Genomic DNA, 25,444 nt, shown 5'->3' on the forward strand with positions numbered 1-25,444 from the left:
CGGAACCCTAGCGCACCGGTCGGCGGCCCCTGCCGGAGACCACCGTCACTATTCCGCGACGGTGAACTGGACCTCGGTGATCTTGGACTGGAAGCGCGAACCCGCGGGCCCCAGCTCGGTCAGCCACACGAGCACGTGCGTGGACGCCTGGTCGGTGGGCGGATCCACCGCGATCTCGGTGTGCCCGCCACCGAGCTGGCCCGACGCGATAAGCCGTGTCTGCGCGATCGACGCGTTCGGCCCTGGGGCGGTCCGGATCTCGACGTGGGTGCCCGGGGTGGGTGAGTCGATGCCGACCTTCATGACTTTGACCGGCCTGTCGAACTCGGCCATGAGCCCCACACCGTTCTTGAGGGCGGGCAGCTGCTGGAAATACTGGTCTGTCGACCATTGTGTGCCCGGGTCGCCGTCGATGGCGAGCGGCGCGCCGCGCGGATCGTCCGGGACGCCCTGCGGCGAGTAGACGGCGATATTGACGGGTTTCGCGGTGACACTGGCCGGCGGTGGCGGCGGGGCGGGCGCTTGCTCGGTGGTGCTCGCGGCCGTCGTCGTCGGATTGAGCCCGATGTTCTGTTGCGTCAACGGCGCGTCGCTGCCCCCGCCGAAGACGTCGCCCACCTGCACCATTACGAAGATGACGACGGCGATCACGGCGACCGCGAGCGCCACCAGCACGGTGGACATCGTCCTGCGGGACGGTCCCTTGGGGCCGTCGTCGAGCAACAGGGAACGCGGGCGCGCGGTCGTGCGCCGGGGCGGCGACTGTCCGCCGCCCGCGGGTATCCGCCCGGTGTGTTCGTCGGATGTGCGGTGCGGTGCGTCCGGGCTGCGCGGGCGGTCCGGCGCCGCGGCCGCGTGTTCCGTCTCCCCTGCGTGTCCCGCAAACCTCCCGTCCTCGGGTGCGACGGGCGCGTCGACGGGGCGTCCTTCTCCCCTGGCGCCCCGGTCGGTCCTGGCGAACCGCCGGCCGGGCGGCGGCGGTGTGGGCGCGTTGGCGGCCTGCTCGAGCACGTGCTGGACAGTCGCGGCGGTGCGAATGCCGCTGTTGCCTTGGATGGCGCGCATCGCCACCGCCGAGATCTCGAACGGGATGTCCGTGCGCACGACATGCGGCTCGGTGGGCAGGCCCTGCGCGCCGAGCAGGGCAGTACGGAACCCCCCGACCTCGCCGGCCGGGTCGTCCTTGGAGGCCGGCCACTCGTTCGTGAGCAGCGCGTACAACGTGGCGCCGAGCCCGTGGACGTCCTCGGCATGGTCGACGCCGGGCAGCGTGGCAGGGAAAGCGAGGACCGCGGCGCCGTCGGGCGTGATGCGGATGCGGTCGGGGTGGTCGATGCACATCTCGGCGCCCGCCCGGTGCGCCTGCTCGGCGGCCGAGGCGAGGACGGCCACCGCCCGCGCGGCGCCGTCCGGCGGCGGATCGGTGGCGGCGACCTCGCTGAGCGGGCTGCCGTCGGTCCATTCGGAGACGACGATGCCGCCGGAGACGCTGCGGACGACGTCGAGAACGCGCGCCAGGCCGGGGGCGTTGATCTTGCCGAGCCGCAACGTGCGGGTGAGGATGCTGTCCGGGTCGGTGGACGGGTCTGTGCCGGTGCGAGCCCCGTCGGGATCGATGAAGGTGAGCGCGACCTCGCGGTCCAGTCGGGTGTCGAGCGCCTTCCAGAACTGCAGCCCCCTCGTGCCGCCGTGACGTACGAGTAGCCGGTACCTTCCGCCGGCGACCATCGCGCCGGGGATCAGTCGCGGTCCGCGCTGGGGGCTGCCGGATCCGGCGCGCTGCGCCGCGGCGTGCGTCTCTGTCACTTGCAACTTCCTCAGGGCGGCATCGACCCGTGGCAGCAACGGGTCGTAGGTGGTCGTGTCGAATCCAGAGTACGGGACGAACAGGTCCGGAAGCGGTTGTCCGGGCCCGCTGAACAGCGGTTCGCGCGGCACGGGCCGCCGCGATCGCACCGGGTCCCCGGCGTACGGGTCCTCCGGAAGGAGGGGGCCGTGTCCCGGGGGCGGAACGTACCGGCCGCCGCGTGCCCCCGCACCGCCCGGGGGTAGCGCGCCGGCGGGGCCGTCGCCGCCCCGCGTGCCGTCGAAGTCCTCCCGATACTGCGCGGGCCCGTCGTGCGGGCGACCTTCCGGGACGGCGGTGTCTGCGGCGGCCGCCCGACGCAGGCGCGCGGGTGTCACGGCCCCCGGCAGTACCCGCACCAGCACGCGCGCCAGGGACCGGCCCACCTGGTCGACCATGGGTATGCGCATGCGGGACAGGACCAGGACCGTCACCGTGAGCATGACGACGCCGTCGACGCTGACGGCCATTACGGACACCAGCCCGCGCCCGCGGCCGGCGATCTCGTGCAACCCGGTGAGCAGCTCCAGAATCAGCATCGCGGCCACGCCGACGGCGGATGCGAAAAGGATACGCATCGAGTCGTGCAGGATGGAGGCGAGGTTGAGGTGCCCGAGGCTCCGGCGCAGCAGGTAGCCGCCGACGACGACGCCTGCGACGAAGCCGAGCCCGTTGGCGGTGCCGAGCGCGATGACGACGTGTTCCGGAGCGACGAGCACGGGCGCGAACAGCGACAGCGCCGTCTTCACCGCCATGATGCCGATGATGATGAAGGTCGGCGTCCAGGCCTCTTCGCGCGCGTAGAACACGCGCAGCTGCAGCAGCACCATGGCGTACGGGATAAGCGTGAACGCGGATGCGGACAGGGTGATGCCCAGCAGCGTCGCCGAGTCCCCGCCGAACGCGCCGTAGTTGAACAGTGCCCGGCCGATACCCGGCCCGTCGAAGGTGAAGAACATGACGACGGGCAGCAGGGCGAGCATCGTCAGCTTGGTCGACATCGTGAGATCGTCGACGACGGCCCGGTTGTCGCCGGCGGCCGCGTTGCGGCTCAGCTGCGGCATCACCGCGGTGAGCAGCGTGACGCCGAGGATGCCGTAGGGAACCTGGAGCAGCAGCCAGACGAAGTTGTAGATGGCCGGGCCGGCCGCGTCGGCGTCGGCGGCGATCCGCGTGGTGATGACCATCCCCACCTGGCTGATCGCGACGTACACGATGATGGCCACGGCCATGCCTGCGAACTTCTTGAGCCGCGGGTCGATGCCCCAGAGCGGACGCAGGTCGATCCGTTGCCGGCGGATCGCGGGGACGAGCACCGCCGCCTGGCACAGCACGCCCAGGGAGGTGCCGATGCCCAGCACGAGCAGCTTGGGGGTGCCCATGTCCACCGGGTTGAGGGTGATCTCGCCGGGCATCACCGCGAAGAGCACCAGCACCGTGATCGCCACGACGTTGTTGGCCACCGGGGCCCACGCGCCTGGCTTGAACACGCTCCGGGTGTTGAGGATCGCGGTGAGTAGCCCGCCGGCACCGTAGAAGATGATCTGCGGCAGCAGCAGGTAGGCGAAGGCGGTGGACAGCCCCAGGTTCACCTCGGAGTCGTCGCCCACCATGAGCTGCGACAACCACGGCGCGGCCGCGACGGAGACCACGGTGGCGATGCCGAAGATCGTCATCGCCACCGTGAAGAGTCTTCGCATGAACGCGGCGCCGCCGTCGGCGTCCTCGCGTTCGGCGCGGACCAGCACGGGGATGACGATGGCGGTGAGCACCGCACCGAGCACCAGCTCGGACACCAGGTTCGGCAGCGTGTTGGAGACGGTGAAGGCGCTCGCCATGGCGGGGCCGAGGACCGCCGCGGTGAGCAGCACCTTGAAGAACCCGGTGATGCGGCTGATCAGGGTGGCGATGGCCATTGACCCGGTGGATGCGAGGACGCTGGGCCGGGAGCCTCCGCTGCGGGTGCCGGACGTGTCCGGTCCCGCGCCGGGAGTGCTGCGCACCCCGGCGTCGCTACCGTCTTCGTGGTGGCGGTGGGCGTCGGTCATCTGGCTTCTCAACCTTCGTCTTCCGGGCCCGGATGCGCTTCGTCGCGCCGGTACTGCTCGAGGACGGGCCCGCGTTCGCTCGCACGATCGTCGGCCCGGTCGTGTTGTCCGCGCAACCGATGCCATCCCCGGCGGCCCGCGAGGAACAGCAGCAGCGCGCCGGAGATGCCGGTCAGCACGGGTATCACCATGCCGTACGCGTTCGAATGCAACGAAATGTGGATCTGCTCACCGATCGGAGTGGAATCGGGCGCGAGGAGCTGCACGCGCAGGTCCATCTGCCGGCTGAACTCGATCTGCGCTGGGACCTGGATCTGTCGGCTTCCGCGTGCTGGTATGACGTAGTCGTCCGCCTGGCCGATCTGCACGCCCTCGGGGGCGCGGATCCGCAAGCTCGCGTTCACCGGCATCGCCAGGTCGTTCTTCGCGACGACGAGCAGAGGGCTCTGCGACGAGGCGAGCGTGTAGACGGAGCCCGGTGCCACGACGGTGACCGCGTCGAACTGGTCGGTCAATGACGCGGTGAGCGCCGCGGTCCGGTCCTCCGCCGCGGCGCGCGCGTCGGATGTTCCGGTGCCGCCGCGTCCCCACGTGCTCACCGCCCGCAGCACGTCTCGGTACAGGGGCGTGATGTAGTGCTCCGGGGTTTCACCGTCCGGGCCGTTGCCGGCGAGCATTCCGCGCAAGGTTCCCAACCGGGCGAGCTGGCCGCGGAGACTCTCGATCAGCGAGTCCGACACAGATCGGCCGGTGTTCCACGTGAAACCGAAGCCTGCTCCGCCCGTCGCACCGGTGCCGGACTTGGACCCGTCCGCGCCGGCCTCCGCAATCCCGCCCCCCGGGTTGGGATCGGTCAATTCGGCCGACGGCGCCCCGGGCGCCCCCGCCGCGGCGAGCGCGGTACTCAGGGGTCGCGGTGCGGCGAGGCCGTCCTGGTAGGCGCGCTGCAGCAGGCCCAGCAGCGCGGAGGCCTCGTCGTGGCCGGCTGTCCAATCCTGGGGCGGCGCAACGACGAGCGGCGCGGTCGGCGCGGTGGCACCGGAACCGCCTGCGGATCCGTTCCCGGAGCCGCCTGTGCGGAGCGCCGACACCGCAGAGCGCCGGGCCTCGAGCAATGGCCAGGCGACGGCCCCCATGGCATCCTGCAGCCGCGCCGTGCGCGAGTCGTCGGCTATCTTGAATCGGAGGTCCTCGGGCACGAATGCGGGCGTGGACGGTCGAGTGCCGACGGCGGCGAGCGCGGCGCTGGTGGGCATGTCGAACAGCAGCGCAGGATTCGACGCGGGCACCGGGTGGCCGGTCGCAGCGGCTTCGTCGGGTGCCTCCGCCGTGGTGATATGTACGACGTTCGCAGTGTCGGAGCCCGCCGAGGGAGACGAGCCGGAACCCGTCATTCTCGCTGCCCCGGTGGTCTCCACCGTGTTGTCCGCGATGAGCACGGTGGGCGCGGCGGATTGATCCGCGGGCGGAGCGGCCGGATCGGGGGGCGCCGGGGCGGCGCCGGCGGGTTCTTCCGGTGCGGGGGCGAGGGCCTGCGTGACGGTGGCGAGGGTTGCGGGCGCCACCTGCCCCGTCGAAGGCCACACGAGATCGCGTACCGACTTCACGCCCAGGATGCCGTCGACGATGTCGGCGGGAGCAGCGAGAGCCGACGCGGTGATGTGCGGGGACGCCAGATCCCGAACCGCATCGAGGTCGGCCTGCGCGTACGGCAGCGCCACTGTGCATGTTTGCGCGGCGAGTTCACGCAGGTCCTTGAGCCACGCTGCGGCCGCGGTCTGGCCCTCCGACTCCGCATCGTCCGTGCTCGACGCGTCGGAGTCCGGGTCGGCAGGGTCCTTGGAGACCTCGAAACCGCGGGTCATCGCGTCGACCGTGACGAGCAGGTCCGGGTCGATGGCGAGGCACAATCCGGCGCCGAGTGCGCCGCGCGGGTCCGCGGCCGGGCCGAGCGCCTCGCGTGCGGCGGCGAGCACCCCGTGCAGCCTGCCCCCGGCGGCCAGCGACCGCGGGAGCGAATCGTCGACGAGCCGCACGGCGGCGGGCGAATCCAGGGCCGGCCCGGGTTGGCCGGCCGCGAGTTCCGGTGCCGCGGTCAGTGGATACAGCATGGTCACCGGCACCGGCGACGGCGCCACGGGCCCTTGCTGCCGCGCGGTGGCGGTGGGGGTGGCACCGGCGGGCAGGGACAGGACCGGAAGCAGGAAGCGCGCGTCGTCCAACCGGGCGCGCCCGCCGTAGTCGGGAGTCCCGTTGACATTGACCAGCAGCGGATACACGCCCGGTTCGGCGATCTCCAGGGACCGTGTCGCGGGGTCGTTGAGCGGGAGCGACAGCGTGAAATCCACCGATTCGCCTTGGCTGAGCGACTCGGCCACCGGGTGGAACAGGCCGACGGTGCCGTAGCTGCTCTGGTCGAGGCTCAGTACTGAACGCACCTCCTCGGCCGCGTCTATCCGCGGCGCACGTTGCAGGCGGACCTCCACGTCGGACACATCGCGGTCGCCGACGTTACGGACGGTTCCGGTGACGGTGACGGTGTCCTCTCGGCCGTCCGGACGGGGCCCTTCCCCTGGGGCGTCGCCTGCCGCGCCGCCGGTGGACCGATCGTCGCTGACTACCTCGGGTGTGACGGTGGTGATCGTGAGCGAGAGGAACCGGGGCATGCCGGTGCGGCGGGAGTCGCCCGGCGGTGTGCCTTCGGCCGCGGCCGTCGTGGGTGACCCCGTTGCGGATGTCTCCACGCCGGTCGTCTCCACGCCGGTCGTCTCCACGCCGGTCGTCTCCGTGGCGGCCGCCGTCCTGGCTGGCGATGTCGTGGGTGTTGCTGCCTCGGTGGCCGGGGTGGGCGCCGCGGTGACGGGCTCGGCATGCGCGGCCGGGGCGGCGACGCCGACGGCGAGAGCGGCCGGCGCGCACGCGAGCGAAACCGCAGCCACCGCGACGGCCGCTCGGCGCACCCCGTGCACGAAGCCGGACGGCCTGGTGGTCCGGATCCTCATGTGGGGCTGGTCTTCCCCCTCGGCTTCGGGAGCATCGCGCGGTGGTTGCGGCGGCGCCTGCGGGCCCGCTTGGACGGTTCGGCTCCCGGCTGCGGCCGCGGCGGCGCCCCCGCCTCTCCGCTGGCGTCGTCACGAGGCGAGGGTCCGGAGATCATCTCACCGAGTATCTCGGCGGCCACGGCGGCGAGTTTGCGCTCGTCCGCATAGGCGAGCCGCCCGGAGAGTTCTCCGAGCGGCACCCACTCCACTTCGCTGACCTCGTAGTCCTCATCGGAGAGCTCGCCGCCCTGGTAGCGGAGCAGGAAGTGATGGACGGTCTTGTGGATGCGGCGGCCGTCGGAAACGAACCAGTAGTCGATGCTTCCGAGTGACGCGAGCACCTCGCCGCGGATTCCCGTCTCCTCTGCGATCTCGCGCGTCGCGGTCTGCTCGACCGTCTCGCCGGCCTCGACGTGCCCCTTGGGCATGGACCACAGCGTGCGGCCGCGGCGGTCGAGCCGGCCGATAAGCGCGGCTCGCAGCTCGCCGGCGGACGCGGAGCCGTCTGGGGAGGTGCGGTCGAAACCGTCGATGACGAGGCCGCCGGCCGAGGTCTCGCGGACGGTGTGCATGCGCCGGCCGGTGGTTCCGTCACCCGTACGGCGTCCTCCGCCGGAGCTCTGCCGTGCGCCGCCTGTCGACGTCCGCGCGCCGTTGTTCCGGATGCCGGAATTGCGCGTTCCCGCGCTGCGGGTGCCCCCGTTTCGTGTGCTCCCGTTTCGTGTGCCGTTGCCCGGCTGAGCGGGGCGCCGTCGGCGACGACGCCCGCTGCGGGAGTGATCGGCGGGGGACACGGAGACAATCGTACTTGGCGGTCTCGGGCGTGGGGGGACGCCGTCGACTATGGCGGATGGCCGCCACGATAAAATGGTCGATCGTGTCGACTACCCGAGGTTCCGAGGCCGAACGCCGGCAGCGGCTGCTTGCCGGTGCCACAGCGACCCTGCGATCGCTCTCGGAAACCCTGTCCGGATTGGGCGGTAGGTTCTCCGAGCGCGGACATCGGTTGTACCTGGTGGGTGGCAGTGTCCGCGATGCCGTGCTGGGCAGGCTGGGCACGGACCTCGATTTCACCACCGACGCCCGCCCGGACCAGGTCCAGGAAATCCTGTCGGGCTGGGCGGAGGCCCAGTGGGACACCGGCATCGCGTTCGGGACGATCAGCGCGGTCCGCGCAGGTTGGCAGATCGAGGTGACCACTTTCCGCGCGGACAAGTATGACCGTGTGAGCCGCAATCCGGCTGTCACGTACGGTGAGAGCCTCGAGGACGACCTGGTCCGGCGTGACTTCACCGTCAACGCGATGGCGGTGCGGGTGGACGGCGACGGGACGCTGGAGTTCGTCGATCCGCTCGGGGGGATCGACCAGCTGCTCGCCGGCGTGCTGGATACGCCCGCCCGGCCCGAGGACTCCTTCGACGACGATCCTCTGCGGATGCTGCGCGCGGCCCGCTTCGTCGCGCAGCTGGGGTTCACGCCGACGCCCCGGGTGATCGAGGCGATGACGGCCATGGCAGGGCAACTGGAGCGGATCACTGTCGAACGGATCCGGGCGGAGCTCGACAAGCTGATGCTCGGTGAGCATGCGGTGGAGGGCGTCGACCTGCTCTGCCGCACGGGCTTGGCCGAGTATGTGATCCCCGAGGTTCCGGCGATGCAGCTGGAGATCGACGAGCACCATCAGCACAAGGACGTCTACCGGCACTCCCTCACCGTCCTGCAGCAGGCGATGGACCTCGAGGACGGGGATCCGGACCTCGTGCTGCGGCTTGCGGCTTTGTTCCATGACATCGGCAAGCCGGCCACCAAGCGCAACGAGCCGGGCGGGGCCGTGAGCTTCCACCACCACGAGGTGGTGGGAGCGAAGATGACCCGCAAGCGGATGCGCGCGCTGAAGTACTCGAAGAAGCTGATCGAGGACGTCTCGACGCTCGTTTTCCTGCACCTGCGCTTCCACGGGTACGGCAGTGGCGAGTGGACCGACTCTGCCGTGCGCAGGTACGTCAACGACGCCGGCGTGCTGTTGCCGCGCCTGCACAAGCTCGTGCGCGCCGACTGCACGACCCGCAACAAGCGACGGGCGGCGCGGCTGCAGGCGACGTACGACGATCTGGAACTCCGGATCGCCGCCATCGCAGAGGCGGAGGATCTCGCGCGGGTGCGTCCCGACCTCGATGGAAACGCGATCATGGAGCTGCTGGGCATCGGACCCGGCCGGGAGGTCGGCGCGGCGTGGCGGTTCCTCAAGGAGCTGCGGCTGGAGCGCGGCCCGCTCCCCCGGGACGAAGCGGAACGCGAGCTGCTCGACTGGTGGGCGCGCCGCACCTGACGGCCCCGTGTTTCACGTGAAACCGTCCGGTCGGTCGGCCCCAGTGGGTCGCGGTGTCCCGCACCGTCGATCGTTCTTCGTCTCGGGCGGGCTCTGAACGGCATTAGGCTGTGGTTATGAGCAACTCGCCCGAAGGAACTGCACGACGGATCGTCCTGCTGGGTGCGGCGGGCGCGACGGGCCGATCGGCGCTCGAGGCGCTCAGACACGCCGGTTACGAGGTGGAGGCGCACAGCCGCCGGGTGGGGACCGGGGCCGCATTGCCGCGCTCGGACGACGGCGGCGTGCGCTGGGTCGGCGGCGACTTGCTAGGGGACGGAGCGCACCTGCGCCGCGTGCTGGACGGTGCGGACGCGGTGGTCGACATGCGTGTGGCGCTGCCGACATCGCTGCGGAACGCGGGCGCCATACGGCAGTACCGGGCGGTGCGGGACGGGGGCGTGCGGGCGCTGGTCGACGCGGCCCTGCAGTTCCGGATCCCCCGGATCGTGCACGACACCATCACCATGATCTACCGCGATGGCGGGGACGCCTGGCTGAACGAGTCGAGTCCGGTCGAGGCGCCCGGCCCGATGCGCGCGAACCTCGCGGGTGAAGCGCACGTGCGCCGCTTCACGGAGGGCGGCGGGACGGGGGTGAGTCTCCGGCTCGGGCAGGTGCACGGTGCTCCCGCCGACGACCCGATGATGGCGATGATCGAATCGGTCGCCCGCCGCGGATGGTTCGCGCTGGCCGGGCGAGACGGCTCCTACCTGTCCTCGATCGCACTGTCGGATGTCGGTCGCGCCGTGGTGGCGGCGCTGGACGCCCCCGCCGGCCTCTACAACGTGGCCGAGGAGCCGCGCACCCGTGGCGAATGGCGTCGCGAGATCGCCCGGCGCGTGGGCCGCGACGACCTGCATGCACTCCCCGGCCTGGTGGCTGGCCCGCTGGGACGCTCACAGCGCGTCTCCAGTGCGCGTTTCACCGACGCGACCGGGTGGGAGCCGCAGGCCGAGCCGTTCGGGGCCTGAGCGGAACCACCTCCCGCTCCGGCACGTCCTAGTGGCAGGGGACGTGCGGCATCGCCGGCCGCGTGCGTGAGGACGGGGGCGTGAGTGGACATCACCTATGCATTCGGTACGGGGGACGGCGAGCTCACGGAATGGTCGACACCGGCGGGCCTGGACGTGGACGGTGACGGCACGGTGGACGCCGTGGAGCTGGATTTCGACGGCGACGGTCTGATCGACGACGCCATGTGGGATTCGGACGCGGACGGGGTCGCGGACACCACCTGCCTGGACGTCGCCGACGGCGCAGGCGGGGGTGAACGGTGGTTCGTCGACGCCACGGGTGACGGAACCTGGGCCACGGAGATCCCGGTGGAGCGCGGGGCCGGAGGGCCCGGCGGACCGCAGACGCCGGCCGAGCGGGACCGCGTCGTAGGGACGGCCGGGGGCCCGGACCACCCCGGTGCCGGCGCAGGCCGCGGTGGGGATGGCAGCTCCGGCCGGCAGCACGACGGTCGACTTCTCGTCGATTCCGACGGCGACGGCGTTCCGGACACGCAGCTCGCGGACTCCGACGGCGACGGCTATCTCGACACCGCGGCGCCGGCGATAACGCCGCCGGCAGCGCCGCCACCACTGTCGGAGGGTTCCGGGTCCGCCGCCATGGCGATGCTCAGCGGGCTGGCCGCCGTGTCCGGTGCAGGCTCCGGAGGCACTGGCTCCTGGGGTGTCGGCGTGCGCTGAGGACGCGTGCGATTCACGCGCGCGGATCACCGCGCCGCTGCGGCGGATCAGTGCCAAGATGGCAGTGTGACGTATCCAGCTGATGGAGAGGGACGCCAGGAATCGCCGGTCGCACAGGTGGGCCCGGGAAGCCTGCTCGTGTCCGGAACCCATCTGACGGAGCCGGTCTTCCGCCGCAGCGTGATCTACGTGATCGAGAACAACGACGGCGGAACGCTCGGCATGGTCCTCAATCGTCCCAGCGAGACGCCGCTGGTCGACGGCCTGCCGGAGTGGTCCGCGGTCTGCTCCCCCGCCAAAGTGTTCCACCTGGGCGGCCCGGTGAAGCTGGACGGCGCGTTGTGTCTGGGGGTTCTCCGGCGCGGCGCCGGCATCGACGATGTCGACGGGATCACCCGGGTCGATGGGCGGGTGGTGCTCATCGACGTCGCGGCGGAACCGCTCGACGTGGCGCCGCTGGTGGAGGGCGCGCGCATCTTCGTCGGCTACTCGGGGTGGACCTTCGGGCAGCTCGACGGGGAGCTGCTGCGCGACGACTGGATGGTGTTCACCTCGCGGCCGGGCGACATCATCGCGCCCCCACAGGTGGACTTGTGGGGGCGCGTGCTCCGGCGGCAACCCCAGCCGTGGGCGATGCTCGCGACGCACCCCATCGACGTCGAGCGGAACTGAAACTTCGCCGGAACCCGGCGAGGCCGGCCTACCGCTGCCCGGCGCGCGCGGCGGTGTCGTTCATCAGCGTTGCCGCGGTCTGCCGGAGGTGATCGAGCACCTCCGGCGGCAAGGCCTCGGTGGACGGCTGGTGGACCATGACCCGGATCGAGGTCCCGTCCACCTCCTCGGCGGTGAGGATCGTCGTGACGTTGCCTGCGTCGCCCACGGACTGCGTGCGGGTGATGCCCAGCGGCTCCTCCCCCGTCGCACCGGCGGGCGCGAAGGTCTCGGTGGTGACGTCGGTGGCTGTGCCGTCGACCTGCACCGTCACCTGGCCGCATCGATCGAGGGACGAGCGGAACGCGTCGAGCGAGGGGTCGTCGCGTGAGACGATCACGCCGATCTTGGTGCCCTGGTCCTCGTTGCCGGCCGCCACCATCGCGGTGGCCGCGGGGTCGAGACCGGCGGTGAGGTCGAGGGTGTCCTTGCACTCGGCAGGGTCCACCACCTGCGACTTCGCCTTGTCGCGCACCTGGCTGAGCGTCGCGTCCAGCTGGGCGGTCGTTACCGGGGCGGCCACGAACCCCTCGCCGAAGGCGTCCTGCTCCGGCAGAAGCGCACGCAGCTCCCCGGAACCGGCCTGCGCCCCGGCCGCGGTCGTGGCGGCCGTGCCGGTCGCGCTCCCGGCGGGGCCGGAATCGGCGTCCGCACCCGACGAGCACGCGCCGAGTGCACCGGCGAGCGCCAGCGTGGACGCTGCGGATACGGCTGCGACGAGGAATCGTCCGTCCCGGGTGGTGATCATCGTTCCCCCTGCTGTTCGACTCGCCCGCGGTGTGACGGACGGCATAACGATACCGACGGGCCCAGCGCCGGCCGGGGGCAGGCCCGCCGGGCGGTGCGGATCAGCTCCGGGTGCCGCGGTCCGCCAGCGCGTTGGCGGCGGCCGCGAACTCGCCGGCGCGGTCGGTGGTCACTGTGATGGTGTCGCCGGATGCGGTGCGGTCGCCGGGATCCGCGGACGGTGGTCGCGCAGCAGCGCCACGCCGGCGAGCCCCACGACGAGACCGGTGAGGACGCCCGCCCCTATCGACAAGGTGCTCAGGCGCGCAGCCGGTCGATCCACACCGCGGTGAGCGCCACCGTGACCGCGGCGGCGAGGACAGGGAAGCCCAGGCCGAAGGCGGCTCCCGCCGGGTCGGCGCGCCTGACGCTCATCCTTCGGCCACGGCCAGACGGTCGGATTTCTCGGCGAACTTGGGTGCGAGCATCGCGCACACCACGAGCTGGATCTGGTGGAAGATCATCAGCGGCAGGACGATCAGGCCCACCGTGCCACCGGAGAACAGCACGGTGGCCATCGGCAGGCCGCTCGCCAGCGACTTCTTGGAACCGCAGAAGATGATGACGATCTGGTCCGGCCAGGAGAAGCCCATCGCGCGTCCCGCGAAAGCGGTCACCCCCAGCACGAAAGCGAGCATGGCGCAGGACAGGCCGACGACGATGAAGATCTGCGCCGCAGAGGTGGACGACCAGATGTGCGCGTTCATCCCCTCGCTGAAGGCGGCGTAGACCACCAGCAGGATCGAACCGCGGTCGACGATCTTGATGGGGGCCGAGTACCGCTGCAGGAAACCCACCAGCCAGGGCCGCAGCAGCTGACCGGCGATGAACGGCACCAGCAGCTGCAGGATGATCTCGACGATCGCGTCGGCGTGGAGACCGCCGGACCCGGTGGTCTCCATCAGCCACAACACCAGCGCGGGCGTGAGGAAGACGCCGATGATGTTCGAGAACGATGCGCTGACGATGGAACCCGCCACATTGCCCTTGGCGATCGACGTGAACGCGATGGACGACTGCACCGTCGACGGCACGAGGCACAGGAACAGCAGACCCATGTAGAGGTCGTCGGTGAGTATGCCGGGCGCCAGCGGCCGCATCGCGAGCCCCATCAATGGGAACAGCACGAAGGTGACGGCGAGCACGGTCAGGTGCAGCCGCCAGTGCGTGAACCCCTCCAGCGCCTCGCGCGGGGACAGCCGCGCGCCGTAGAGCAGGAACAGCAGGCCTATCGCGATCTTCACGGCCCAATCGAGTACCTCGGCGCCCGCTCCGGAGGCGGGGAGCAGGCTCGCCAGGATCACCATGCCGAAGATCGCGGCGACGAAACCGTCGATGTTCAGGCGTTTGAGCAGCTTCATACGGCGGACCGGCGAGGACGGTGCGATCTGCGGCCGATCAGCATCAGTGCACGGCGGATGCGCACGAGTCCTGCAGGGCGCACGCGCCGCAGGAGTGCCCGCACGGGCCGCCGTCGGCGGGCGGCATGGCCGCCGCGACCCGCTGCGCAATGCCGGCCCCCACCGCGGTGAGCACCACCGCGACCACCGGCGCGGCGATGACGACGAACAGCGCGGCGGCGTCGCCGAGCAGCAGACCACCGCACGCGCCGAGCACCAGGACCGCCGCGGCGCCCAGCTGGGCGGGTGCGGCGACGCGGTTGGCGGCGCGGAAGGTGGCGTCGTCCCGCAGGGTCGCGTCGGTGCGCAGGCCCCACCACCGGTTGCGCGGAAGCCTGCCGGAGAGGGCCGCAGCGGCGACGGCGCCGAGTACGACGGCCAAGACGAGGAACACGATTGCAGCGATCACCACGCGATTCATGGTATCCGACCGCTCGCCCACCGCCCATGCGGTGCGCCGGGCACCGCCGAACCGCCCGGCGCCCACCCTCTATCCTGGCGTATGCAGCGTGCCTGCAGTGACAGCCTGCAGCGTGTCGAGAACCCCGAGTAGATGGTGACGCCCGTGACCGATTCCGCCCCCAGCAGCACCGCGACCCCGGCCGAAGCCGTGTCGGCGCCCGCCGCCGCGCCGCCGCACCGCTACACGGCGCACAAGGCCGGCGAGATCGAGCAGCGCTGGCAGCGGTCCTGGGAGTCGGCGGGCACCTTCTACGCGCCGAACCCCACCGGGCCCCTGGCCGGCGCGGTCCCCGATGACAAGCTGTTCGTCCTCGACATGTTCCCCTACCCGTCGGGCGCCGGGCTGCACGTGGGCCATCCGTTGGGCTTCATCGCCACCGACGTGTACGCGCGCTTCCACCGCATGACCGGCCGCAACGTGCTGCACACGATGGGCTTCGACGCGTTCGGGCTGCCTGCCGAGCAGTACGCGGTGCAGACGGGCACGCACCCGCGCTCCACCACCGAGCAGAACATCCAGCGCTACCTGGGCCAGATCCGCCGCCTGGGCCTCGGCCACGACGAGCGCCGTCGCGTCGCCACGACGGACGTCGAGTTCTACAAGTGGACGCAGTGGATCTTCCTGCAGATCTACAACGCCTTCTTCGACGCCGAGCAGCGGAAGGCCCGTCCCATCGCCGAGCTCGAGGCCGAGTTCTCCTCCGGTGCGCGCACCCTGGACGACGGCCGCGACTGGTCCACGCTCACGGCGGCCGAGCGCGCGGAGATCATCGACGCGCACCGGCTCGTCTACCGCTCCGACTCGCTGGTGAACTGGTGCCCGGGCCTGGGCACGGTCCTGGCCAACGAGGAGGTCACCGCGGACGGGCGCAGCGACCGCGGCAACTTCCCCGTGTTCCGTAAGAAGCTGAGCCAGTGGATGATGCGGATCACCGCCTATTCCGACCGGCTCGTCGACGACCTGGAGCTGCTCGACTGGTCCGAGCAGGTCAAGTCGATGCAGCGCAACTGGATCGGCCGCTCGCACGGCGCCACGGTCAAGTTCTCCGTGGCAGAGCAGCCCATCGAGGTGTTCACCACGCGCCCCGACACGCTCTTCGGCGCCACCTACGTGGTCCTTGCACCCGAGCACGAACTGGTGGACCAGCTGACCACCGCGTTCTGGCCGGAGGGGCCGAACGGCGAGCCGGTGGACCCGCGGTGGACGGGCGGCGCCGGCTCCCCCGCCGAGGCTGTGCAGGCCTACCGCGACGCCATCGCCTCGAAGTCCGACCTGGAACGCCAGGAGAACAAGGACAAAACGGGCGTCTTCACCGGCAGCTACGCGGTGAACCCGGTCAACGGCACGCAGGTGCCCGTCTTCATCGCCGACTACGTCCTCACCGGCTACGGCACCGGCGCCATCATGGCCGTGCCCGCGCACGACCAGCGCGACTGGGAGTTCGCCACCGAGTTCGGCCTGCCCATCACCGAGGTCGTAGCGTCCGATCACGACCTCGCCGAGAGCGCTTACGCGGGCGACGGCACCGCCGTGAACTCGGCGAACAGCGAGGGGCTCGACATCAACGGCATGGCCGTCGACGAGGCGAAGCGGACCGTCACCGAGTGGCTCGAGGGTCACGGCGAGGGCACGGGCACGACCGCGTACAAGCTGCGCGACTGGCTCTTCGCGCGGCAACGCTATTGGGGCGAGCCGTTCCCGGTGGTCTACGACGACGCCGGCGAGGCGCACGGCCTGCCGGAATCGATGCTGCCGGTGGAGCTTCCGGAGGTGGCCGACTACCAGCCGGTGAGCTTCGACCCGGACGACCGCGACTCGGAGCCGTCCCCGCCGCTGGCCAAGGCCGTCGACTGGGTGAATGTGGAGCTGGACCTGGGCGACGGGCTCCGGCACTACAGTCGCGACACCAACGTGATGCCGCAGTGGGCCGGAAGCTCCTGGTATCAGCTGCGGTACATCGACCCGACGAACACCGAGGCGTTCTGCGACCCGGAGAACGAGCGCTACTGGATGGGGCCCCGGCCCGCCGAGCACGGCGCGGACGACCCGGGCGGCGTGGACCTGTACGTGGGCGGGCTCGAGCACGCCGTGCTTCACCTGCTGTACGCGCGGTTCTGGCACAAGGTGCTCTTCGACCTGGGGCATGTCTCCTCGAAGGAGCCGTACCGGCGCCTATTCAACCAGGGGTACATCCAGGCCTACGCCTACACCGACGACCGCGGCATCTACGTGCCCGCCGACGACGTGGTCGAGCGTGACGGCGGTTTCTACCTGGTGGGCGTGGACGGCACGGAGCAGAAGGTGCACCGCGAGTACGGGAAGATGGGCAAGAGTCTCAAGAACTCCGTTGCGCCGGACGACATCTGCGAGCAGTACGGCGCCGACACGCTGCGGGTGTACGAGATGTCGATGGGGCCGCTCGACGCGTCGCGGGCATGGGCCACCAAGGACGTGGTCGGTGCGCAGAGGTTCCTGCAGCGCGCGTGGCGCCTCGTCGTCGACGAAGAATCCGGTTCCGTCACGGTGACGGACGGGGAGCCGGACGAGGCGACGCTGCGGGCGCTGCACAAGGCGATCGCAGGCGTGCGCGAGGACTACGCGGCGCTGCACGACAATACGGCGGTAGCCAAGCTCATCGAGTACACCAACCACCTGACGAAGGCCTACCCTGCGGGCGCGCCACGGGCCGCCGTCGAGCCGCTGGTGCTCATGCTCGGCCCGGTGGCCCCGCACCTGGCAGAGGAGATGTGGTCGCTGCTGGGCCACGGTGATTCGCTGGCGCACGGCCCCTTCCCCACCGCCGAAGAGAAGTACCTGGTGGAGGACACCGTCGAGTACCCGATCCAGGTCAACGGGAAGGTGCGCAGCCGGATCACCGTGCCCGCCGACATGGCGAAGGTCGACATCGAGGCGGCCGCGCTGGCCGACGAGCGCGTCGTCGAACTGCTGGGCGGCGCGCACCCCAAGAAGGTCATCGTGGTGCCCGGAAAGATGATCAACGTGGTCAAGTAGGCCGCCCGGCCCGGTGACGGGTGAGCGCGTGCCTACGCTTCCGGGGCTGGAAGGAGCAGGCACGCGCTCACTGGTCGAAGCCGGTGGCCGCGCAGGGCCGGCCCGGGTCAGCCGACGCTGCCCAGGCTGCCGAACATGCCGCACAGGGACGCGAGCGAGCCGGTGCACGCCGGGTTCTCCGGCGTGTACACGGCGATGCCGACGGGGTGGTCGACGGCGGTGGAGATCACCCGATTGCCGGAACCGTCGAGGTGCATCGTGATGATCTGATCGGACTGATCTGCGGTGACGAAGAGCGACTCCCCGTCCGAAGCGATACCGGTGGGGCCGACGATGCCGGTCGCGACGTTCTGAGGGTCGGAACCGTCGAGGTGCATCGCGACCACGGTTCCGTCGAGGTACCCGGTGACGAAGAGCCGATCACCGACCACGTCGAGATCTCGCGGTGTGTTGATCCGGTCCGTGATTACGGTCGGATCCTCTCCTGCGGTGGTCATGGAGACGATCTCATTGGCATCCGTATTGGCGACGTACACCCTGCCGTCGTGCACCGCGATCCCCGTGTGGACGACGTTACCCGTCGCGATGGTCTCTCTGTCGGTTCCATCGGGAAGGGAGGAGAAGATCGTCCCGGAGGCGGTGTCGGCGACGTAGAGGCGTCCGCCGGCGGCCGCGATGCCCTCGGGTCCTGCCAGACCCGAAATCACGACGTGGGCAGGCGACCCGTCCAGGGGCACGGCGACGACATTGCCGTTCGTGAATGAGGCGACGTATGCCGTGTCGTCGATGATCGCCACGTCCTGCGGCCCGTCGAGCCCGGTAGCGTCGAGCGGCACGGCGCCGGAGCCGTCGAGGCCCATCATGGTGACGGTGCTGTTCTCCCAGCTGGTTGCGATGAGCGACGGTGCGGTGGGCAGCGGGTCTGCACCTGCCGCGGTGGCCGCGCCCGCGGCGACTCCGACGGCGAGTGCTGCGGCTGCGGCCAGACGGGCGGCGCGGCGTAAGCGGCGGTGTGAACGCATAGCGGATCCTGACGTCGTTGAATAACACCTCCCGATCAGAATAGGCACTTCCTGCTGAGAGCGAATCCGCCAAATGGCGTAGACCGGACGGGCGCTTGATAACGATTACGACACGGGTCGAATTGACGTGTACACGCCCGCACGGCGGGAGCGAGGGTGGCGGGACGACGATGCCCCTCGCGTACGCTCCGGTGGAACGAGTTCTCATTCCGTCGTCACCGTTGAGGAGCAGCCATGGCGCCCGCACCCGAGGCCGTCCGCAAGACCATCGAGTCCTACATCACCGCCGTCACCACAGGCACCGTCGACGAGATCGTCGGCCTCTTCGCCCCGGGCGCCACGGTGGAGGATCCGGTGGGCAGCGGCGTGCGGGACACCGAGGAGTCGATCCGCGAGTTCTACAGTGTGGTCGCCGGCATGAAGCAGACGGGCGAGATCTACACGATCCGTATCGCCGGCAGCAGCGCGGCCTTCCACTTCCGCATCACCACGGAGGCGGGCGACCAGACGGTGCAGATCACGCCGATCGACGTGATGACCTTCGACGACGACGCGAAGATCACCAGCATGCGCGCGTACTGGGGTCCGGGGGACATGGTCGCCAAGTAGGCGCTTGCCGGTCAGCTCGTCGGCGTCAACGCGTGCTCGGCCGGGCCGTCGCCGGCGAGCACCGGCCGCGCCTGCCGCACCGACCAGGCGGCGGCGACGACGGCGATCGCCACCGCGAAGCAGGCGAGTGTGTACCAGAGGTTGCCGATCGGATCGCCGTTCGCCGTGACCCCGTCGACGGCGGCGATGTAGTCCGGCAGCGCCGAGGCCCACAGCACCGCCAGCACCACGAGGTAGACGATGGCGTAGAAGCGGATGAACGGATTGTCGTGCCGGACGGAGTCGGCCCCGGTGAGCAGGCCCGCTCCCGATCCGGGACGCAGCCGCAGCCACTGCCGGGTGAGCACCACGACCGCGATCACCGCGATGGCGGCAAGCTCGATCACGTATCCGGCGGCCCGCCAGCCGTTGCCGCCGATGCCCATGATGGTGGCGGGCATGGGCAGGATGAGCACGCCCACCGATGCGAGAAGGCCGACCACGACCGTGCGGCCCGTCAGCGACCACCCGCCGAAACGCCTGCCGGCGTCGGTGCTTTGCATGCCGAAACGCCTGCCGGCGTCGACATGCCGGCCCACGAAGAACTGCACGCACAGCGCCAGCGACATCGGCCAGAGCGCCGCGAACACCACGATCGACGGCACGGGCACCGCGTCGAGGAACGGTTTGGCGATCTCGTTGTCCGCCGACCACTCCCACCAGCGCAGCTGCGGCCCGAGCTGGTCGAAGATCTCGTAGAACGCGTGGTGCACGAAGCCCACGCATGCCGCGCCGATGAACACCCCGTAGCGGCGGAACACCCCGAGCATCCGCACAAGTTCGAACGCCATCGTGGCCATGAGCGGGTAGATCGCCACGATATACAGGGGAAGCCGGCCCCACAAGAAATCGACCGCGAACACGTTGTGGGCGAACATCGTCCCCAAGTACTCCTCGGTGCCGAAATGGGCCGGGAAGTAGATGGGCGGCTCGATGATGAACAGGAAGAACAGCGCGCCGAACCACAGCACCAGGTTGGTCGGGTCGCCGTGGCGGCGCAGCCGGACGATCGCGTACAGCAGCGCCAGCACCGAGCCGACGATGATGAGCGTGCCGAGCACCGGCAGGGTCCAGTTCTCCAGGCCGAAGGGGCTGCGGAACGAGACGACGCCGCCCGTCTCGGCGCACGAGAATCCCATCGAGTGCGCAAGTTCGGCGAAGGCCGGCGAACAGTGGTCGGTCATGCGGAACTCCCTGTAACGGACTGTCGGTGAGCGGGGTCAGGAAGCGGTGGAGGCGGATCCGGCCGTGTACCAGCGCGTGACGTCGTAGCCGTCGTCGTAGCGGCGGAACCACACGTCGGCGAGCGCAGGCAGGTTCTCATGCTCGGGGTTGTGCCGGGGAAGCTGGCTGCGCACGGTGCCGGCGAGCGCGACGAGCTGCTCGCGCATCGGGAGCGCCGTGAACGCGCGTGGCATGGGGCCGCGGTCGACGTACTCCATGCCCGGGATCAGCTTGGACAGGCGCTGACGGCGTCGGTAGTTGGCGAACATGCACATCGCATCCACCTGCCGATCCTCCAGCGGCACATGCTTGTTGAATCCCTCGCAGGCGATGCGGATGACGTCGAGCACGTGCTTGAAGATCGATGGCGCCATGCGCATGCGGTAGGTGTCGCTGCCGATCACCGAGTCGAAGATGATCAGCGCGGAGCTGCGGTGCTCCACCTCCTCGACGAAATGCCAGATGAACAGCGATGCCACGCGGTCGTCGCCCGGACGGAACAGCCGCGCTTCGTTGTCGAGCATCAGCTTGAACACCGGGGTGAAGGTGGCCTCCAGGTCCGCGGTGTAGGCGAGGCGGTAGTCGGCGGAGGTCTCCACCGCGAGCTTGTCGAAGGCACCGATGACACCGTCGAGGGTCTCCTGCAGCGACGGGTACCGGCGCACGAGCGCGGCGGCGTGCTGGCGGTGGGCGGCCGAGTGCTGACCCTCCTGGCGGACGAACGCGGTGGCCTCGCCCGCGATGTCCGGGTCGGTGATCCTGGGCATGACTTCGCGGATCATGTTGACGATCATCTTCTCGAACCCGATGGCCAAAAACGACACGGCATTGGCCATCGCGGAGAACGACGGGTTGTCGGGGTTCCAGTTGAAGGGGACGTCGTACTCGTCGAAGGCGAAGCGCATCTTGCGCATCTGCAGGTCGGTCATCGGCACACTCCTCGCCGTCCGGCGCCGCGCGGCGGCGCGCAGGGGTTATACGAACATACAACCAGTCGGATTACTGTATGGTCAATGGCGGGTGCATCGCGTCAGGTGCCGGCGGTCTTCGCGCGGGGTAGGCGGTGGGGCGCGTGGTAGCGTCGGCCGGGCCGCCCAGCGGCGGTGCGGGGTGAAGGGAATCCGTGCGCCCCGGGGCACGGGGCATTGCGAGACGAGGACACGGCTGGTGGCGCGCAGACGAGGCTGGGGCGGTGCACCCCCCGCCAACGATGAAGAGGCCGCCGAGAGGATCGTCGCCGCGGCGGTGGCACTGATCACTGAGACCGGGTCCGGTATCACCATCGCCGACGTGGCCGAACGGCTGGGCGTGATCCGGCAGACCGTGTACCGCTACTTCCCCAGCGCCGACTCGCTCATGCGCGCGGCCGCGATCGCCTCGGTCGACGGCTTCCTCGACCGTCTCACTGCGCACGTCCACGGCCTCACCGACCCGGCCGGCGCGATGGTGGAGGCGGTACTCTACACGCTCGAGGAGGTCCACCGGATCCCCCACCTGGGCCTCATGCTCTCCGGCGAACATGCGCAGGGGGTCACTGCGCCCGAGGCGATCGGCTTCGGCATGACGATGATCCGCCGGTTCGACGTGGACTGGGGGGCCCATGGCTACGATGACGCGGCGCTGCGGGAGCTCGTCGAGTTCGTGCTGCGGACCATGCAGTCGTTCTTCCTGTCGCCCGCGGACCCCGCCTGGGGGCGCGCGGTTCTGCGGCGCTATCTGGACCGGTGGATGGGCACGGCGATCGCCGCGCAGGCGCAGATCACCCCCGCGCGGTAGGGGCGGCCGGGTCCTGGCCGATCCGGCCTCCGGCGAGGTCGAGCACCGATTGCCGCCGAAGCCGCTGGAACGCGCGCTCGAACTGTGCACGCGGTGCGCGGATTGCAGGGCGGGTCGCAGCGTGTCAGCGCCCGGTGGGGCGCAGCACGATCTCGGTGGGGTGCGCGTCCGCGGGTGTGCGCACGGCGTTGCCGACGGCGCGGGCGACGGTGGCGGGCGCGAGGAACCGCCGCGGGTTGTACGTCGCGCCCTCGGAGGCGACGATTGCCCGCTGCATGGGGGTGTCGATGCGTCCGGGGTGCACGGAGGTCACGCGCAGCCCCGGCTCTTCCTGGCGGAGCGCGTCTCCGAACGCCCGCAATGCGAACTTGCTGGCGGCGTAGGAGCCCCACCCGGGGTTGGCGCGCAGACCGGCCCCCGAGTTGATGAGCACCACGTGGCCGCCCGCCGCGCGCAGTGCGGGGAGCAGCGCGCGGGTGAGCTCGACGACGGCGAACACATTGGCTTCGAAGGTGCGTCGCCACTGCCCGGCGTCCGACTCGTCCACGGAACCGAGTTCGCAGATCCCTGCGCTGTGCACGAGCACGTCGAGCCTGTCGATGCGTGCAGTGGCCTCGGCGACGGCCGTCGCCGAGGTGAGATCCACCCGCCACTGTTCGGCGCCGGGCAGTTCGGCCGCCAGCGCGCCCAGCTGCGACGCGTCGCGGCCGCCGAGCAGCAGGCGATGGTCGGCGGCGAGCTCGCGCGCGATGTCCGCCCCGAGCCCGCTGGACGCGCCCGTGACCAGCGCGGTCCGTGTGACGGCGTCGGTGCTGGTCATGTGATGCCTCCAAGGTGCGGCCGTACCGGTCCGCGGGTCCGGGATGTGGATCGCTGTCCGGGCTGGGACGATGGCCGTATGGTAACTGCGGCGCGCGGCGGCGGACAGCGACGGCTGATCGACCAGGACGAGCTGCGGCGTGTACTGGGGAACTTCTGCACCGGGGTCACCGTGATCACCGCCCTGCACTACGGCGCACCGCAGGGATTCGCGTGCCAGTCGGTGACGTCGCTGTCGCTGGACCCGCCCTTCGTCTCGTTCTGCCCCGCCAAAAGTTCCCGTAGCTGGCCACTCATGCGCGGCGCGGGCGGGATCTGCGTCAACGTGCTCTCGCACGAACAGCTGCAGCTGTGCCGTCGATTCGCCACGAGCGGAGCGGGGAAGTTCGAGGACACCGCCTGGGAGCCCGCGCTCAACGGCGCCCCGGCGCTGCACGGCACGCTGGCGCGTATCGAGGCCGAGGTGGAGTTCGAGCACGACGCGGGCGACCACACGATCGTGATCGCCCGCGTCAGCGAGCTGGAGGTGCACCGGCAGGCCGATCCGTTGCTGTTCTTTCGCGGCGGGTACGGCAGCTTCGTGCCTTCCCGGCCGGGGGACGGGCAGGCGCGCTCCGGGTTCGCTCAGACCTGATGCCTCCCAGGCGGCCGGGTCAGGCGCGGGAGTGCACGGTATCGGTGTCGCCTGGGTGCGGCTCCAGTTCCGCCTCGTCGACCGCTTGCGCGGGTCCCTCGGCGGCGACCTCGTCTTCGAGGACCTCGAGCTCGCGCTCGGCGCGCGGCTGCGTTGTGGGGCGCAGCGCAAGGAAGCCGACGGCGACGAGGCAGCACAGCGCTCCGGCCCAGAACGGCGCGGCCATCGCGGGATCGTCGCCGGAGCCGAACCACTCGGCGAGGTGGCCGACGAGGATGGCGGAGACGGCGCCGCCCATCCAGCGCAGGAAGTTGTAGCCGGCGCTGGACACGGATCGCACCGTGCCGGCCGAGCTCATCGCCGCGCCGGTGAACAGCGTGTTGAGGACGCCGGACACCAGGCCGGAGACGACGACGCCGACGACGATGAGCGCTTCGGATTCGACGGCGGTGCCGACTGCGATGATGGCGAGCACGACGGCGCAAAGGAACACCGCGCCCATGAGACCGTGCCGCTCGCCGAATTTCGCCGAGACGCGCGGCGCGATGAATACGCCGGAGATCGCGACGCACACGCCCCAGCCGAAGAAGACGAAGCCGATGTAATAGGCCCCCTTGCCCAGGGCGAACGGGGCCCAGGCGATCACGGCGAAGAACGCTGCCGTGTAGAACGCGGAGCCGATGGACGTCATCAGCAGGTTCCGGTCTTTGAGTGCGCGGAGCGGGTCGGTGAGCCGGATCGGCGTGCGGTGCGCCTTGTCCCCGTCGCGCTGGAGCATGATGACGCACAGCAGCGCGCCGATGGCCATGAGGATGGCGGTGCCGGCGAACGGCCCGCGCCACGAGATGCTGCCGAGCACGGCGCCCGCCAGCGGCCCGACGGCCAGGCCGAGGCCCAGCGCCGCCTCGTACATGAGGATTGCGCCTTTCTGGCCGCCGGTGGCGGCGCCGACGATCACCGACAGCGCCGTGGCGATGAAGAACGCGTTGCCCAGGCCCCAGAGGGCTCGCAGCCACACGAGTTGCTCGATGGTGCCGGCGAAGGCGCACAGCCCGGCGGCGATGACGATGAGGATCAGCCCGGCGACTACGGTGCGCTTGGCGCCGAAGCGGTAGCTCATCAGCCCGGTGAGCAGCATCGCGAACACCTGCACGCCCAGGTAGGACGCGAACAGCAGGGTGGTCTGCGAAGGCGTGGCGTGCAGTGCCTCGGTGATGGTGTTGAGGATCGGGTCCACCAGGCCGATGCCCATGAACGCGATGACTGCGGCGAAGGCCGTGACCCAGACCTGCTTGGGCTGGCCCTTGAGCGCATCGAGCAGTCCGGGATGTTCGTCGGCGTGGGCTGGTGGTGCGCCCTGCGGGGTGGTGCTCATCGTGCGTGCGTCTCGCTTTCCTGGAAATGCGGTGTGCCGGGTCCGTCGGTGTCGCCCGCACCGGCGGGGCCCGGGAGGTCCAGCGCGAGCATGGCGTTGAGCGCGGGGACGGATGCGGCGATCGCCTGGCGGTCGCCGTCGGTGAGCTGTTCGAGGAGCGCGGCGAGTAGGACGTTGCGCTCGCGGGCCACGTGCCCCAGGCGTTCGCGACCGGACGCGGTGAGTTCGACGAGCACGGCGCGCCCGTCGTCGGGATCGGGCCTGCGCTGGACCAGTCCGAGTTTCTCCACGCGCCGGATGATGGCGGTGGCGGTGGGCATGCGGATCTGCTCGCGTTCGGCGAGCTCCCCCATGCGCAGCGGACCGTGGTCGAGCACGGTGGTCAACGCCGTGCTCTGCGCGGGTGTGAGTTCGACGGACGGTACGCGGCGGCGCACGAGGTTGTTCAGGCGCAGTAGCACCGGACGCAGGTCGGCGGCCAGCACGGCCTCGTCGCTGGAAAACCGAGGTGCCGTCGATTGGGACGCCTGTGCAGTCACCGTCTTGTCGGACATAGTTAGTAAGTCTAACTAAC

General features: G+C 70.5%; 20 protein-coding genes. 8 read left to right on the forward strand and 12 right to left on the reverse strand.

Annotated features, from left to right (window positions below):
• Positions 1 to 48 precede the first annotated feature (48 nt).
• From JJ683_RS18870 to JJ683_RS03590, 3 genes are read right to left on the reverse strand one after another with little or no spacing between them, the layout of a single operon-like run.
• Positions 49 to 3,894 (reverse strand): murein biosynthesis integral membrane protein MurJ, encoded by a 3,846-nt coding sequence (locus tag JJ683_RS18870; RefSeq protein ID WP_242474372.1) that lies wholly within the window; start codon positions 3,892 to 3,894, stop codon positions 49 to 51.
• 8 nt (positions 3,895 to 3,902) lie between these two features.
• Positions 3,903 to 6,896 (reverse strand): glycoprotein, encoded by a 2,994-nt coding sequence (locus tag JJ683_RS03585; RefSeq protein ID WP_200171315.1) that lies wholly within the window; start codon positions 6,894 to 6,896, stop codon positions 3,903 to 3,905.
• Entirely contained in the window at positions 6,893 to 7,507 is a 615-nt protein-coding gene (locus tag JJ683_RS03590; protein WP_200171316.1) for an NUDIX hydrolase, read from the reverse strand. The genes JJ683_RS03585 and JJ683_RS03590 overlap by 4 nt, the downstream gene beginning before the upstream one ends.
• Before the next feature lie 305 nt (positions 7,508 to 7,812).
• On the opposite strand from JJ683_RS03590, the gene JJ683_RS03595 reads away from it, so the two are divergent.
• From JJ683_RS03595 to JJ683_RS03610, 4 genes are all read left to right on the forward strand, one after another.
• On the forward strand, positions 7,813 to 9,264 hold the full coding sequence (locus JJ683_RS03595) for a CCA tRNA nucleotidyltransferase (RefSeq protein WP_307810666.1): 1,452 nt from the start codon (positions 7,813 to 7,815) through the stop codon (positions 9,262 to 9,264).
• Positions 9,265 to 9,380: 116 nt separating this feature from the next.
• The gene (locus JJ683_RS03600) at positions 9,381 to 10,277 is read left to right on the forward strand and encodes an NAD-dependent epimerase/dehydratase family protein (protein WP_200171318.1); all 897 of its coding nucleotides are present in this window, start codon (positions 9,381 to 9,383) and stop codon (positions 10,275 to 10,277) included.
• 84 nt (positions 10,278 to 10,361) lie between these two features.
• Entirely contained in the window at positions 10,362 to 11,000 is a 639-nt protein-coding gene (locus JJ683_RS03605) for a hypothetical protein (protein WP_200171320.1), read from the forward strand.
• Between the two features lie 66 nt (positions 11,001 to 11,066).
• Positions 11,067 to 11,672: a YqgE/AlgH family protein gene (locus JJ683_RS03610; RefSeq protein WP_200171322.1), complete on the forward strand. Its 606-nt coding sequence runs from the start codon at positions 11,067 to 11,069 to the stop codon at positions 11,670 to 11,672.
• Between the two features lie 28 nt (positions 11,673 to 11,700).
• On the opposite strand, the gene JJ683_RS03615 is transcribed toward JJ683_RS03610, so the two are convergent.
• From JJ683_RS03615 to JJ683_RS03625, 3 genes are all read right to left on the reverse strand, one after another.
• A complete protein-coding gene (locus tag JJ683_RS03615) occupies positions 11,701 to 12,459 on the reverse strand; it encodes a hypothetical protein (protein ID WP_200171324.1) in 759 nt (252 codons plus the stop codon).
• A gap of 409 nt (positions 12,460 to 12,868) precedes the next feature.
• Positions 12,869 to 13,858, reverse strand: a complete 990-nt coding sequence (locus JJ683_RS03620) for a bile acid:sodium symporter family protein (RefSeq protein ID WP_200171325.1) — start codon at positions 13,856 to 13,858, stop codon at positions 12,869 to 12,871.
• A 43-nt stretch (positions 13,859 to 13,901) separates the two neighbouring features.
• Positions 13,902 to 14,309, reverse strand: coding sequence for an SdpI family protein (locus JJ683_RS03625; RefSeq protein ID WP_200171326.1), 408 nt, complete (start codon positions 14,307 to 14,309; stop codon positions 13,902 to 13,904).
• A gap of 153 nt (positions 14,310 to 14,462) precedes the next feature.
• On the opposite strand from JJ683_RS03625, the gene JJ683_RS03630 reads away from it, so the two are divergent.
• Entirely contained in the window at positions 14,463 to 17,372 is a 2,910-nt protein-coding gene (locus JJ683_RS03630; protein ID WP_307810667.1) for a leucine--tRNA ligase, read from the forward strand.
• A gap of 107 nt (positions 17,373 to 17,479) precedes the next feature.
• Here JJ683_RS03630 and JJ683_RS03635 read toward each other — a convergent pair whose 3' ends face one another.
• Positions 17,480 to 18,394 (reverse strand): DUF5050 domain-containing protein, encoded by a 915-nt coding sequence (locus JJ683_RS03635; RefSeq protein WP_200171328.1) that lies wholly within the window; start codon positions 18,392 to 18,394, stop codon positions 17,480 to 17,482.
• Between the two features lie 234 nt (positions 18,395 to 18,628).
• Here JJ683_RS03635 and JJ683_RS03640 point away from each other — a divergent pair, with 234 nt between their 5' ends.
• Complete coding sequence (locus JJ683_RS03640; RefSeq protein ID WP_200171329.1) at positions 18,629 to 19,003, forward strand: nuclear transport factor 2 family protein; 375 nt, start codon at positions 18,629 to 18,631, stop codon at positions 19,001 to 19,003.
• A gap of 11 nt (positions 19,004 to 19,014) precedes the next feature.
• Here the strand turns inward: JJ683_RS03640 and JJ683_RS03645 are convergent, their stop codons facing one another.
• Together JJ683_RS03645 and JJ683_RS03650 are read right to left on the reverse strand one after the other, a co-directional pair.
• A complete protein-coding gene (locus tag JJ683_RS03645; RefSeq protein WP_200171330.1) occupies positions 19,015 to 20,226 on the reverse strand; it encodes a hypothetical protein in 1,212 nt (403 codons plus the stop codon).
• A gap of 36 nt (positions 20,227 to 20,262) precedes the next feature.
• Positions 20,263 to 21,195, reverse strand: coding sequence for a metal-dependent hydrolase (locus JJ683_RS03650; protein ID WP_200171332.1), 933 nt, complete (start codon positions 21,193 to 21,195; stop codon positions 20,263 to 20,265).
• A 238-nt stretch (positions 21,196 to 21,433) separates the two neighbouring features.
• On the opposite strand from JJ683_RS03650, the gene JJ683_RS03655 reads away from it, so the two are divergent.
• The gene (locus tag JJ683_RS03655) at positions 21,434 to 22,042 is read left to right on the forward strand and encodes a TetR/AcrR family transcriptional regulator (protein WP_200171333.1); all 609 of its coding nucleotides are present in this window, start codon (positions 21,434 to 21,436) and stop codon (positions 22,040 to 22,042) included.
• A 124-nt stretch (positions 22,043 to 22,166) separates the two neighbouring features.
• Here JJ683_RS03655 and JJ683_RS03660 read toward each other — a convergent pair whose 3' ends face one another.
• On the reverse strand, positions 22,167 to 22,862 hold the full coding sequence (locus JJ683_RS03660; RefSeq protein ID WP_200171335.1) for an SDR family oxidoreductase: 696 nt from the start codon (positions 22,860 to 22,862) through the stop codon (positions 22,167 to 22,169).
• Between the two features lie 78 nt (positions 22,863 to 22,940).
• On the opposite strand from JJ683_RS03660, the gene JJ683_RS03665 reads away from it, so the two are divergent.
• Positions 22,941 to 23,495: a flavin reductase family protein gene (locus JJ683_RS03665; RefSeq protein ID WP_200171337.1), complete on the forward strand. Its 555-nt coding sequence runs from the start codon at positions 22,941 to 22,943 to the stop codon at positions 23,493 to 23,495.
• A gap of 19 nt (positions 23,496 to 23,514) precedes the next feature.
• Here the strand turns inward: JJ683_RS03665 and JJ683_RS03670 are convergent, their stop codons facing one another.
• Entirely contained in the window at positions 23,515 to 24,870 is a 1,356-nt protein-coding gene (locus JJ683_RS03670; RefSeq protein ID WP_200171339.1) for an MFS transporter, read from the reverse strand.
• On the reverse strand, positions 24,867 to 25,424 hold the full coding sequence (locus tag JJ683_RS03675; protein WP_200171341.1) for a MarR family winged helix-turn-helix transcriptional regulator: 558 nt from the start codon (positions 25,422 to 25,424) through the stop codon (positions 24,867 to 24,869). Before JJ683_RS03675 ends, JJ683_RS03670 begins: the two co-directional genes overlap by 4 nt.
• Positions 25,425 to 25,444: the final 20 nt, after the last annotated feature.

This window comes from Tomitella cavernea (assembly GCF_016599145.1).
In the GTDB taxonomy this organism is placed as follows: Bacteria; Actinomycetota; Actinomycetes; order Mycobacteriales; family Mycobacteriaceae; genus Tomitella; species Tomitella cavernae.